General features: G+C 36.2%; 6 protein-coding genes. 4 read left to right on the top strand and 2 right to left on the bottom strand.

All coding sequences use genetic code 11. The annotated features are described in order from the left end of the window. The first annotated feature begins 214 nt into the window (after positions 1–214). The 3 genes from CN601_RS21445 to CN601_RS21435 all read left to right on the top strand — a co-directional run bounded on the left by CN601_RS21445 (position 215) and on the right by CN601_RS21435 (position 3961). Positions 215–1096 carry a diacylglycerol kinase gene (locus tag CN601_RS21445; RefSeq protein ID WP_098118128.1) on the top strand — a complete coding sequence of 294 codons (882 nt, stop codon included), beginning with the start codon at positions 215–217 and terminating at the stop codon, positions 1094–1096. Positions 1097–1207: 111 nt separating this feature from the next. Further along, complete coding sequence (gene rlmD / locus CN601_RS21440) at positions 1208–2590, top strand: 23S rRNA (uracil(1939)-C(5))-methyltransferase RlmD (protein ID WP_098172298.1); 1383 nt, start codon at positions 1208–1210, stop codon at positions 2588–2590. A gap of 153 nt (positions 2591–2743) precedes the next feature. Then, a complete protein-coding gene (locus CN601_RS21435; protein WP_098172297.1) occupies positions 2744–3961 on the top strand; it encodes a translocation protein TolB in 1218 nt (405 codons plus the stop codon). A 231-nt stretch (positions 3962–4192) separates the two neighbouring features. Here the strand turns inward: CN601_RS21435 and CN601_RS21430 are convergent, their stop codons facing one another. Then, complete coding sequence (locus CN601_RS21430) at positions 4193–4390, bottom strand: hypothetical protein (protein ID WP_098172296.1); 198 nt, start codon at positions 4388–4390, stop codon at positions 4193–4195. Positions 4391–4617: 227 nt separating this feature from the next. Beyond that, positions 4618–5130 (bottom strand): hypothetical protein, encoded by a 513-nt coding sequence (locus CN601_RS21425; RefSeq protein ID WP_098172295.1) that lies wholly within the window; start codon positions 5128–5130, stop codon positions 4618–4620. 669 nt (positions 5131–5799) lie between these two features. Between CN601_RS21425 and CN601_RS21420 the strand changes: the two genes are divergently transcribed. Further along, on the top strand, positions 5800–13872 hold the full coding sequence (locus CN601_RS21420) for a glycoside hydrolase family 94 protein (RefSeq protein WP_098172294.1): 8073 nt from the start codon (positions 5800–5802) through the stop codon (positions 13870–13872). Positions 13873–14503: the final 631 nt, after the last annotated feature.

Below are 14503 nucleotides of genomic sequence, written 5' to 3'. Positions count from 1 at the left end.
ACTATAATAATTAAGTTGTTCAAAAAGAATGGAAAATATAGCAAAGAATTGAATGTAATATAAATTTAATACAATAACGTAAGTACAATATGTGTTTGAACCTGCTGTTTAAAGGGAAAAATAGATAAGTAAAATGGAAAAAGTTTACTACAAAATCTTTTTAGGGTAGGATAGAAAGTAGAGAACTTAAATAAATTAAGTAGGATGGTTAACGATGAAGCGTGCTAGAATTATCTATAACCCTACTTCAGGTCGTGAAGTTTTTAAGAAAAAGCTTCCTGATGTTTTGCAATTGTTTGAGCAAGCAGGATTTGAAACCTCTTGCCATGCAACAACTGGTGCAGGTGATGCGACAATCGCAGCAAGAGAAGCATGTGAACGTAAATTTGATTTAGTTGTAGCTTGCGGTGGAGATGGAACACTAAATGAAGTCATTAGTGGTTTAGCAGAACAAGAGTATCGACCAAAGTTAGGATTAATCCCAGTTGGGACAACAAATGATTTTGCTAGAGCAATTGGCGTCAATGTTTCAATTATGGAAGCAGCTGAAGTCATAACAAACGGGCAAACTGTTCCGCTAGATATTGGAAGAGTTGCTGGAAAATATTTTGTAAATATTTTAGCTGCCGGTAAAATTACAGAATTAACATATGAAGTACCTAGCAAACTAAAAACAATGTTAGGACAACTAGCATATTATTTAAAAGGTATTGAAATGTTACCAAGAGTTAAGCCCACTCATTTAAAAATTGAGTATGATGGAAAAGTTTTCGATGATGAAGCATTTTTGTTCTTATTATCGAATACAAATTCAGTTGGTGGATTTGAGAAAATTGCACCTGAGGCAAGTATTAATGATGGACAATTTGATTTATTAGTCTTAAAGAAATCAAATATAGCCGAAATTATAAGAGTATGTGCTCAGCTATTAAGAGGTCAGCATGTACAAAATGAACACGTTCTTTATACTAGAGCAAGTCATTTGAAGATTATGTCTGATGAAAAACTACTATTAAATATTGATGGTGAATATGGTGGAGAAACTCCATGTACAGTAGATATGCTTTACAACCACCTAGAAATCTATGTACCATAATAAGTGAAATAGTAGTAAATACTAGTAAAAAGTAACCACGGTAGTTAACGTGGTTATTTATTTTGTATAATAAATAAATGGTTATAAAAGCTTGAAAGGTAGGTAAAGGACTTGTCGAAAAGAGTGTTACCTGTAGAAAAAAATCAATTTATAGATGTTGAATTTATCGATTTAACTCATGAAGGACATGGTGTAGCAAAGGTAGATGGATACCCAATATTTGTACCAAACGCGCTACCAGGAGAAAAAGCACAAATTAAAGTGCTAAAAACAAGTAAAGGCTTTGGATTCGGTAAAGTGACCGAATTCCAACAAGAAAGTGATGTTCGAGTTGAACCAATTTGTTCAATCTATCACCAATGCGGGGGCTGTCAAACTCAACATATGAGCTACGAAGGCCAGCTTGCAGCGAAACATAAACAAGTAGTAGAAGTAGTAAAACGAATTGGTAAACTTGACGATGTCGTAATTCATCCAGTTCTAGGAATGGAAAATCCATGGAGTTATCGAAATAAAGCACAGGTTCCAGTAGGGGAACTAGAAGGCGGCCTAGTAGTAGGTTTCTATCAAAAGAGAAGTCATGAAATCATTCCAATGAATGAATGCCACATTCAAGGTAAAGAAAATGACGAAATGATTCAAGGCGTTAAAGATCTTTGTGATGAATTAAAAATTGAGCCATACGACGAAATAAACCATAAAGGTCAATTACGTCACATTATGGCACGTTACGGATACTACACAAATGAATCGATGCTTGTTCTTGTTACAAAGAAAGCTAACTTTCCTAAAAAAGATGAACTAGTAGCTAGAATCGTTGAGAAATATCCTACGATTACAAGCATTATTCAAAACGTAAATAATGAAAAAACAAATGTGATTCTTGGAAATCAAACGTTTGTTTTATATGGAAGTGAAACAATTAAAGATAAAATCGGTGACATTACTTTTGAAATTTCAGCTCGATCTTTCTATCAAGTAAACCCGACGCAAACGAAAGTCTTATATGATAAAGCGCTTGAGTATGCAAATCTTAATGGAGATGAAACTGTTATCGACGCATATTGCGGAATCGGATCAATCTCTTTATTCTTAGCCCAAAAAGCTAAAAAGGTATACGGAGTAGAAATAGTACCAGAAGCAATTGAAGATGCGAAACGCAATGCAATGATTAATGACATGACAAATGTTGAGTTTGAAGTAGGTAAAGCTGAAGAAGTGATACCAAATTGGTATAAGCAAGGGATCTCAGCGGAAGTACTTGTAGTAGACCCTCCAAGAAAGGGCTGTGACGAGGCTTTGCTGAATACGATCATTGATATGAAACCAAGCAAAGTAGTGTACGTATCATGTAACCCAGCAACTCTAGCAAGAGATTTACGTGTGCTTGAAGATGGTGGTTATAAGACGTTAGAAATACAGCCTGTTGATATGTTTCCGCATACTAGTCATGTGGAGTGTGTGGCTGAGCTTGTATTAAAAGGAGGCAACTAACCCTTGTGGTTGGTGCCTTTTTTTGTTCTTCTAGAGGATTTACGAAAATGTAATGAATACGTAGAAGAAGGTTTTAAATAAAAAGATGCAAATAATTGCTTAATGAGAATCACGGTATTCTATATGGTCATCCTAAAAGAAGGAGGGATGATCTTGTTATTTCGAATATTATTACTGCTAATATTATTCAGTTATAAATTATCTTCTATTGCCAGTGCAGAAGCGCCACTTACAGCTGCATTTATCCGTGACCACCAATTATGGATAAAAAGGGGAAATCAGGAAATACAACTTACACAGAATCGATATGTGTATAATCTGCAATGGTCATATGACGGTCGGTTTATTGGATATATCGATGGTGATGAGAAGGGAGAAAAAACGGATTTATATATTTATGATACAAAAGAAAAAGAAAGCTACCAACCTTATATAAGGGTCGTAACCTCTGACTTTAAATGGTCACCGATCAATAATCAACTAGCTTACAATGATCAAGGTATCTTAAACGTTACTCATATAAAGAATGGTCGCCCACAGGGGTTTGAAAATGTCTCACTTGGGGTTAGTGGTTTTGAATGGTTTCCGAACGGGAAAGAATTTATCGTTGCTTCACAATCCAGCTTACGTCCTACTGGATGGGGTCCAATCCCAATTTATAGAATTCCAGTAGATGCAAACCTTGCTAAAGATAAAATAAAGCCTTTTTATACTATTCAAACTAAAGAGCCTGATTTGTTTGGGATTGATGCTAATTATTTTAAGTGGAGTTCTGATGGGAAGTGGGTTAGCTTTTTAATTACTCCTACAGCTGCCTGGTCAGCGGATAGCAATACGTTATGTGTCTTATCATCACAAGGAAAACACTTTCAATCAGTGGGAAAAATGTTAGAGTATAAAGACTGGTTTAAGTGGGCTCCACTAGCCAATCAATTGGCCTATATTTCAGGAGAAGGAAGATTTTTCGTTGAAAACAAGAAAATGACGATTGCCGATATCCCGACATCTAAGCAACAAAAGGAATACACACCAAAAGGATATGTAGACCTCGATCTGGAATGGTACTCTAAAGATTTGGTAGTTGTGGCTCGTTCGAAAGAAAACAAGGAGTGGAAAGAAGGACCTGTACCAACTATGTTCACATCACTTTATGCTATAAACATAAGAACAGGAGAGCAACAACAAATCTCTTTTCCAAGGAAGAATGAACTTGATGAAGATCCTCAAAAAGTTAAATCTTATCTTTCTTTTTTTCGAAGGAAGGCAGAGGAGTTTAAGGGAGATGTATGGATGAAAGATGGAATAACTGGGAAAGAACATTTATGGATTAAGAACGTTGATTCAGCTCCAGTCTTTTATGATCCGAAATAAGCAAACAAAAGTCCTTAGAAATACTCAATGGATTATCCAACTGAGCGGCCGATTAATTGAATAAAAAAGGGAACTTCGTTTAACGCGAAGTTCTTTTTTTCTGTATGTAACGAACAAATTCGTTAGTTGAATTAGATTGTAGAATCTAATCTTTCAGAATCATTATTAACCGTCTAACACAAAAAGAAAACCTTTATTTAATTGGTGTTAATATAAATTTTATTTTAAGATTTAGAAGTAGTTTATAAAAAACTCAATAAAAAATCTTATTGGTTTTCTAGATTTATAAAATAACCCTATACCAAATAGTAGGACACCGACGATCGCCAACAACAACCCTACTGTATCATCAAATTTAAAAACTAATTCAATTGTGAAGATGACTACCCCTAATATCAAAAATACAATATTTGTTATTAAACCTTTCACAGTTTCCCCTCCTTTTTAAATATTTTACCATAAAATACCAATTATTTATTGAGCTATACTGCCATTTTGATGAATATAAAAAAGCGATCTCCTATTGAAGAATCGCATTAGTTAGTTGAAAAAGGTAATTCAGTTTATTTCTATTTTTAAATTGCAACTTTGTTCACCCACTCTGTACGACGCTTCGTTCTTTACACGCGGACGAAGCGCAGCGAGGAGTGCGTGCCTTATTGGAGCATCGCTTTTGCGAATTCTTCGTCACTGTAACGCACGTGCGTGATCTTGCCGTCTTCATTGACGTTAAAGCGTCCTGTTACTTCAATTGTTTGGTCATCTTTGCCACTCTTTTTCGCCACAAATGACACCGTAAAATCATACGCCCCTTTTTCTTTTACCGCATTCACTTTCGCATCTTTGTACGCTAAGGTGTACCCATTTTTGTGCGCGTCAAACGTAAAGCGAAGTGCGTCTGCTGCAACAAACGATTCGAACGAACTTTCCGTAAAATACGCCTTGTACTCTTTATTCGTGTACGCTTCGATGCCTGCAGGTGGATTTGGTGACTCCAGTGCTTTCTTTAGTTCAGCATCCGGACCAGTTGTCTGCTTTTTTAACACCGTTTTGATCATCGCAATGTTCGGATCCACCGTTTTCTTTTTCGTTGTGTCGTTTGAAGTACAACCTGCTAACGCCAATAGACCAACTAATAAAAGACTTAAAAATACACTCGTTTTTTTCATCGCTTTGCTCTCTCCCTTCGCTATGCTCGCTCGCGCCGCTCTTCATTTCATTCCTTCGTCATTCCACTCTGTTTTCACGGGCGGACGAAGCGAAGCAAGGAGCACGTCGAGGAGCACTTTCCAATATTTTCTAGTTACTTATAGTATTCGTCCTTTTGTTCATTTATCCCTTCTTCGCTACACTCGGCACATAGGATTTTAGATAATCCTTATTCAACTAAACTGCCAGTTAGTTGAATAAGAAAACTTATAAACTACTTTGAGCCTTTTAATAAAAGGGTGTTTTTGTTGAAGCGTATTAACCGAAAATGAAATGCTAGGTTGATTAAGGTGACCAAGCATTATTCATAAACCCACCACAATCTATTGTATTGTAAATTACAGTCCACACATGATGAGTGCGTTGCAGAGCTTGTTTTGAAACTAGATAATATAAAATAAAAGGCAGCGAAAATTAGTTCGTTGCCTTTTTCTTCTTTTAAGAGATTCGCCAAATTGAAGTGTTTGGGTCAGTTTTTTAGATTATAGGATTCAAAAATTTTTATTCCTTCTATTTTTTCAGAATTCATCCTTCTATTTCCAAAAAGTTTAATCTTCATAAATAAAAAAGTAAGATTTCGGGGATATTTACCACTATGGACTATTTTTCGAGTTACATAGGAGGTTTATATGATACTTAGTAATGAACAATTAAAAGAAAGAGGACGTGAGTTTGCTTTAACTCAGGAAATTTTTGTGAACAATTTTTTAATTGTTCGTTATTGGCCAGGATTTCGAAAAGATGTGGCTGATCTACATACGTTTGCAGAAAAACTGAGTAATAATAAGGTGCATTGTAGGCAACCAGCAGAAGACTGGCTCCTTGATCACATTAATTTTATTGAGACTCAAGCTCAAGAAGTGCTCCGTATGCTGCCACGGGAAACATTACATAAACTACCAAAATTAAATTCTACTGGGATGCCAAGAATATATGCACTTTGTAATGATTACTTAGAGCATGTGGGTGGCCGATATGAGGTGAACTCATTTGAAGGGTATATAAAAGCCTATCAAGAGGTATCTGTTCTAAAAGATCTAGAATGCTGGGCTTTGCCAAGTGCAATGCGAGTTACTTTAATACGCCGTTTGTCTGGAGCGATGGGTGAAGTACAACGTCGTCATGAAATATGTGACTCTATTACTTCAATTCTTGAAAAAATAACAAAGTTGTCAGACGATAAAATTCGAATTTTATTGGATAGAGAAGCACGTAAAAAACCGTTTGGACCAATTGAGATTGTACATTTAGTGAGACATTTGAGCGAATTGGAACCAAATATGCATATTGTTCATGACTGGCTTGCAGCTCACATAGAGAATAGTGAATCTAGCCTTGAGCAAATTGTTTCGTTTGAGAACCAATTACAAGCGGACTTGCAAGTAAGTTGTGGGAATCTAGTTCAGAGCTTACATAAGTTAGAGCGCCAGCCATGGAGGTTAACATTTACTAAAATTTCACATCTCGAACAATTTTTACTCTCTAATCCATCAACTATCACTTATAAAAGTTTAGATTTAGACAGTCGAGACATCATTCGTGGACGTGTTGCAGAGATTGCAAATCAGTTAAAAGTACCTGAAATGTTAGTAGCTGAGACAGCACTTCATCTAGCTAAATCGAAAATAGTAGAGCCAGATCAAATCAATGTAATGCCGAAAAATGCTTATATTGATTATTATTTATTTGATGCCCAAGGAAACATAGAAATACGTAAAGCACTTTTGAAGAAAACTAGACCACGTATTCTTCCACAAATATCTTTACGAAAACAACCATTGTATTTGTATTTATCAACTGTAGCTTTATTGTTTGTAGGAATATTGTTTCTCTCTGGTGGATGGATAACAGCTGGGGCATTCCTTAGACCTTTGTCGTGGATAGCGATAATAGTAGCTCTTATATTACCTGTTAGTGAGTGGGCTATAACGATTGCCCATAAACTAATTTGTAGATATAGTCGGACTACAAAACTTTTGAGGTTTGATTATTCAGAAGAACTTCCGGAAGATGCTAGTACAATGGTCGTTATTCCAGTTATTTTTTCAAGCACCAAAGATGCAGATGAAATAGTGGATCAACTTTTAGTTCATTATCTTGCAAATCGTCAAAAAAATATTTATTTCGGTATCTTAGGTGATTTTACAGATGCGTTGACTGAATCGAAAGCTGAAGATAATGAATTATTGTCACATGTTACTTCAAGGATCGATGCATTGTGTAAGGAATATGGGAAAGATAAATTTTTCTTATTTCACAGATCCCGCCTTTACAATCCAACAGACAATGTTTATATGGGATGGGAGCGGAAACGTGGAAAAATAGTAGAGTTTGTTGAGTTATTGACTGGTAGTGAAAATTCTAGTTTTACAACAATTCATGGAGATAAAGATATATTAAGGAAGATTCGTTATGTATTTACAATAGACCAGGATACCCAATTGCCAATTGGTGTTGTTGGCCGAATGGCTGGTACCATTCATTACCCGTATAATCGACCTCGATTAAATGCGGATGAAACACGCGTAATTGAAGGTTTCGGATTATTACAACCACGAGTAGGCGTGAGTTTTGACTCAACACAAAAGTCCCGCTTTACTTCTTTATGGGCAGGGGAGCCAGGAATTGACCCTTATTCTTTTGCTGTATCAAACGTATACCAAGATTTATTTGGTCATGCGATTTTTGTGGGTAAAGGAATTTTTGATGTAGAATCATTTCAAAAAACCTTGGTAAATCGAATACCGGATAATCATGTACTTAGTCATGATCTACTAGAAGGTGGGTTTCTTCGAGCAGGACTAACTTCTGATATTGAGGTCGTTGAGTCGTATCCGAGCTCCTTTTATTCATTCCAGCGTCGAGAGCATAGATGGATCCGAGGAGATTGGCAACTTATCAAATGGTTAGGAAATAATTGTGTAGATCGTAATGGTGAAAATAAACGAGTTGATTTATGTGGATTAACACGTTGGCAAATTATTGATAATTTACGCCGCAGTCTACTTGCACCAGCTCTTTTACTAATAGCCTTACTAGGATTTAGTGTATTACCAGGTAAAGCTTGGGTTTGGGAAACAATCGTACTTTTAACTGTTTTTCTTCCCTTTCTTTTTTCACTTTTACATGGTGTGATTGGGAGAGGAAGCGTTCGTTCAATAAAGATTAATTTTTTGCAGAATCTGGTTAAATTTGTAACATTACCGTTTACTTCGGTTCTTGTAGTAGATGCTACTTTACGAACTCTTTACCGGCTATACATTAGCCGTCGTAATTTGCTAGAGTGGGTCACGTTTGCTCAAGTTAGTAACACTCCTGCTACAATGAGAGTCTTTATGTACGAGCCTATTGGATATGCAGTAATTATATTGTTTGGTATATTGGCATGGTTTTCCAAAGGTACTTTAAATCACATATTTGGTACTGTGGAACTTATTATGTGGTTTTTAGCAAGGCCAATCATACAGCAATTAAATCGACCGTTAAAGGTTGAAAGTAGAGATTGGTTGGATAAAGCAAGGGCTGAATTAAAGGAATTAGCATTTCAAATTTGGTCGTTTTATGAAAAGTATGTTACATCAGAAGAATCCTGGCTACCACCTGATAATGTACAGTATCTATCAAATGAAACTGTTGCCCACCGAACATCGCCAACAAATATTGGGCTATATTTAACTTGTGTTGTAGCCGCTCGTGATTTAGATTTTATTGATACATCTAAAATGCTTGATCGAATCGAATTATCGATGAAAACTATTTCTAATATGGAAAAATGGAATGGACATCTGCTTAATTGGTATGATACATGTTCTGCAAAGCCACTTACTCCTCGATATGTTTCCACTGTCGATTCAGGCAACTTTATTGCTTATATGATGGTAGTAAGACAGGGTCTATTAGAGTGGAAAAAGAGAGAAGAAGAATTTCAATTTCGTATTGAAAATATTATTATTGAAATTAATCAACTTATTGAACAAACAGATTTCAAATCCCTATATAACAATGATGAACGCTTGTTTAGCCTTGGTTATCACGTTGACTCAAATCAAAAAGATACGATTCTATACGATTTACTTGCTTCAGAAGCTAGGCAAGCAAGTTTCGTAGGAATTGCACTTGGCCAGATTCCTGTTTCTCACTGGTTTACACTTGCTCGTACTATGACAATTTTTAATAAGAAGAAGACACTTTTGTCATGGTCGGGAACAATGTTTGAGTACATGATGCCAAGCTTGATTATGCGGACATTTAAAAATACCATTTGGGAATCAACTTATCGAGGAGCGATTGATCGTCAACGTCAATATGCAGATAAATATCAACTCCCGTTTGGTATATCAGAAAGTGGATATTACGCGTTTGATTACCAATTAAATTATCAATATCGTGCATTCGGTGTTCCAGGGCTTGGACTTGAACGAGGTTTAGAGCGAAATCTTGTGTTAGCACCTTATGCAACTATTATGGCTATTCCATATGCAGGTGATGATGCTCTTTTGGCCCTTCAAAAATTTAAAGAATACGGTGCAAAAGGTGAATATGGCTTTTATGAAGCTGTTGATTTTACAAAAGCTAGAATGCCTAAAGGGCAAGATTATAAAGTAATACAAAGTTTTATGGCACACCATCAAGGTATGAGCATGTTAACCCTTGTCAATTTATTGACTGATGATATTATGGTAAACCGATTCCACAATGATCCACGAGTTTGTGCAGCGGACTTGCTACTCCAAGAAAGAGTACCAGTAAAAGCAGCTTTAGTTGAAAAACCAATAGGAATTGATGCAAAAGCTCCTGAATTTGATGGTAATTTGGATGACACGGAACGTACATTTACAGGACCAAGTTCTATTCCAGAGGTTAATGTTTTATCAAATGGACAATTAACTAGTGTAAATGTGAACGATGGAACAGGCATGATTTTATGGAATGGATTAGCTGTCACAAGATGGAAAGAAGATCCTGTTTCAGGCACTTCTGGGCCAATTATTTTTATTCATGATGCCAACTCAGAAGAAACTTGGAGTACATCAGGTTTCCCATATGAGACAACGACGGATATGAAAACACAATTTCGTTTTGACAAAACTACTTATGAAGGAACGAAAGAAGGGATATCTTATAAACTCGATTTGACGATATCTTCTGAGATTGATGCGGAAATACGACGACTTCAGATAGTTAACAACAGTAGTGAAAATCGTACATTAGAAGTAACATCATTCTTAGAGCTAGCGCTTGCAAGTCAGTCTGCAGATAGTGCACACCCAGCATTTAGTAAGCTTTTTATTGAAACAAGTTTCGATAAAAATGCACAATGCTTGCTAGCTAAACGTCGTCCACGAGAGGATGAAGAAGATGAAATCTGGGCAGTTCATACAATTTTTGTAGATGGACGTGAGAAAGGCGATTACGAATTTGAAACAGATCGGGCAGAATTTATAGGACGTGGTAATACGCTTGAAACACCAAAAGGTATATACTCACAACTAAAAGGTTCAACCGGTTCCGTTGTTGACCCGGCGTTTTCAATGAGGCGTTCATTACAATTGGGAACTAATGAGACGGCTACCATTTATTTTGTTACTGGTGTTACAAAAAGTCGTGAACAAGCGATTGAAATTGTACAGCGCTTTAATGATTCTAAACAAGTTGATCGAGCATTCCACTTGGCTTGGGTACGATCACAAATTGATCTTAGACATTTGAATTTAACATCTAAGCATGCCACTGATGCAAATGTGTTGGCGGGAAGACTTCTATTTAACCCACCGTTAACAAAAATTCGTAGTGAGGCAATTTCACACAATACATTGGGACAATCTTCCTTATGGCCTCTTGGTATTAGTGGGGATACACCAGTTATATTAGTTTCCATCAAAAAAGAGTCTGATTTGCCCTTTGTTACTCTTTTAGCTTGTCAGCATCAATATTTAGTAAAGATGGGGCTAGCTATTGATTTAGTAGTATTAGATGAGACAGTTGGCAATTATCAGGATCAGTTCATGAGGACTCTAAATGAAAATCTTATTTCTCGTGGAATCTATCAAATGAATCGAATTGTTGTATTGAAGTCAACCCAATTGTCAGAGTATGAAAGAAATTTACTCTTCGCTGTTGCCCGAGTAGTATTGAAGGCTGGAGGGCCAAGTTTACGTGCACAATTACGACTATTAGAGAAAGATTTACATCTAATACGGAAAATCAAGGTTTCAAAACAAATGCACCATGAGAAGCAAGCGAGTAGTATGATACCTACTGGTGAATTTTTTAATGGTAGAGGTAGTTTTATCGATGATGGCAATGCGTATCAAATGATTGTAAAAAATGGAGAGTATTTACCTAGACCATGGAGTAATGTAATTTCTAATCCAAGATTTGGGTGCTTACTAACTGAATTAGGTACGGGATATAGTTGGTGGCGAAATTCGCGTGAATGTAAACTTACGCCTTGGAATAATGACCCGGTCCTTGACCCTCCAGGGGAATGTCTTTATATAATGGATATTGGAACGAATCAAGTTTGGTCAGCTACTCAAAAACCTGCAGGTGGTGATCGAACATATAAGGTTATACACGGTAGGGGGTATAGTAGTTTCGAACAACTTGATGGAGATGTAGTTTCTACTATGGATACAACGGTTCCGTTAGATGATCCGTTGAAAATTATTAGACTTCGATTATTTAATAAAAGTGATGAAATAAAGAAGATAGCCATTACGTATTATGCTGAATGGGTTCTAGGGGTACTAAGAGACGCTCAAGCACCATTCATTGTTACTGAATGGAATACAGATAATAGTACATTACTTGCACAAAACAAGTACCAAGAAAAGTTTCGTGACGCGATTGGTTTTATACATATTGCGCTTCCAGAAACGATAGCGAGATCTCATCATACGTATTCTTGGACGAGTGACCGTACAGAATTTATTGGACGGGGCAATACATTAGAGTGCCCAACAGCATTATTAGAAGAAACACTTAACAAGAAAACTGGTGTGTTTTCAAATTCTTGTGGGGCTGTACAAACTGTTATCGAACTTCCTGCTAACGAAGAAGTGACAATTAGCATATTGCTTGGTTGTGCAGCTTCCAAACAAGAAGCGTGTTCACTAGTAAAGCAATACGGAAGGACTTCTGCGTATGAAGAAACATTTTCAAACGTTAAAAAGTACTGGGAAAATACTCTTGACCAAGTGAAAGTTAAAACACCTGATCGAGCGATGGATATAATGATGAATGGGTGGCTTCTGTACCAAGCACTTAGTTGCCGATTATGGGCTCGCACTGCTTTCTATCAGGCAGGGGGCGCATTTGGTTATAGGGATCAATTGCAAGATTCACTAGCTTTTTTACATGTTGATTCGACAATATTAAAAAACCAAATACTTATAAATGCAGCGCATCAGTACCTTGAAGGTGATGTTCAACATTGGTGGCATGAAGAAACCCACAAAGGAATTCGAACAAAGTTTTCTGATGATTTACTGTGGCTACCATATGCTGTTTCACGTTATATAGAACAGACAGAAGACCTAGAAATTCTCCAACAAGAGGTACCATTTTTGTATAGTGAAGTGCTAAAAGAAGGAGAATTGGAGCGCTATGAGGATACTGTTGTGTCTGACGAGTTGGGTTCAGTGCTAGAACATTGTCTACGCGCGATTAAACATTCTTTGAAGTTTGGTGAACATGGTATTCCATTAATGGGAATAGGTGACTGGAATGATGGAATGAGCCGGATTGGTGCTAAGGGACGTGGAGAAAGTGTATGGCTAGGTTGGTTTTTATTAGATATTTTAAAGAGGTTTTTGAAATTTGAAGAGGGTATCCTTTCACAAGATATCGTAAAGCAATTTGAACATGAAGTAGATCAATTGGAAATAAATATGAATAAAAATGCTTGGGATGGTACTTGGTTCCGTCGTGCATTTACTGACGCTGGAACATGGCTTGGCTCAATGGAGAATACAGAGTGTCGAATTGATGCAATCGCTCAGTCTTGGTCAGTTATTGCTAACGGGACACCAATCGATCGTCAGGAAAGAGCAATGCGCTCGTTTGACCGTGAACTTGTAGATCGAGATTTGAATCTGGCACGTTTACTAACTAAAGCATTTGATAAAACATATCCAAGTCCGGGATATATACAAGGCTATCCACCAGGAATTAGAGAAAATGGTGGACAATATACTCACGGAGTTATTTGGGGAATTGTAGCTTGGGCAATCTTAGGTCGTCGTGATAAGGCTTTTGATCTGTTCTCTATTTTAAACCCAATCGCACATACAAAAAATATTCGTGATATTAAAACTTATGGAAATGAACCATATGTAATGTCGGCCGATGTCTACACTGCACCTCCACATGAAGGACGTGGAGGTTGGTCATGGTATACAGGTGCTTCTGGTTGGATGTACCAAGCAGGTCTAGAATATATTTTGGGAATCAAGTGTAGAGGAAACCGTTTATATATACAACCTTGTGTTCCTATAGAGTGGGACTCATTTAGTATTGATTACAGATATGGTGATTCTGTCTATTCAATTGAGGTTTTTTGTGGCCAAAACCAAGATGAACCAACATGGTTAGTGGATGGAAAAAAACAAGAAAATAGCGAGTACTTAATTCTAGAAAATGATGGGGAAAATCATCAAGTAGTAGTTTATGTAGGTATACAATATTCTAAAGTAATCTAATTGAATGTAAAAAAGGAGTGCATTTTTTGCACTCCTTTTAGTTGTTTAATATATATAAGTAGATTTATTTTTTATAGAGACACTTAATCCATCATCTTTTAATACTAATTCTTTTAACTATTTTTCAAGTGGTTGTCTCCTTAAAACCTGAAAATCAAGTTTTTGTACTATATCCACACACTGAAAGGCAACTTTAATCATACGTTACAAGCTATTTTCGGTACAAAAGTTGATGCATTAAAAACTCAAATCAACCAGATTATGAATAAGAAAAAAACAGCTTGAATATAAGGGTAGTAGTCATTTGAAATTCAATGTAAGTACGTTTGAATATGCTAAAACTATTTTAAATATGTAAACCAAATAAGTACCCTTTAGAAAAGACTGATAAACAAGTCTACCTATAGGGTACTTTTCTATGATCAGTAGTTCATCTTTAATAAGTGGTTTTTTTCCTTTATTAGAAGAAAATATCCTCCTAGTAAAAGCAAAAAGTTTACTTTACAATTAATGCAATCATACATTCATAATAAAATTTTAAATGAGATAGGAAATAAGAAACGAAGAGATTATACATTGGAGTGCCAATCGAACTTGTAAATTGATGGCATCTTGATTGCAATAAGGAATC

Origin of the sequence: Bacillus sp. AFS017336 (assembly GCF_002555445.1) — a bacterium.
In the GTDB taxonomy this organism is placed as follows: domain Bacteria; phylum Bacillota; class Bacilli; order Bacillales; family Bacillaceae_G; genus Gottfriedia.
The sequence above is the reverse complement of the archived record's forward strand: the minus strand, read 5'-3'. Positions and strand labels throughout refer to the sequence as shown.

What these genes read in the sequence shown, in the direction of transcription:
- CN601_RS21445 (WP_098118128.1), top strand. Translation starts at nt 215, where the DNA reads ATGAAGCGTGCTAGAATTATCTATAACCCTACTTCAGGTCGTGAAGTT.
- CN601_RS21425 (WP_098172295.1), bottom strand. Translation starts at nt 5,130, where the DNA reads ATGAAAAAAACGAGTGTATTTTTAAGTCTTTTATTAGTTGGTCTATTG.
- CN601_RS21420 (WP_098172294.1), top strand. Translation starts at nt 5,800, where the DNA reads ATGATACTTAGTAATGAACAATTAAAAGAAAGAGGACGTGAGTTTGCT.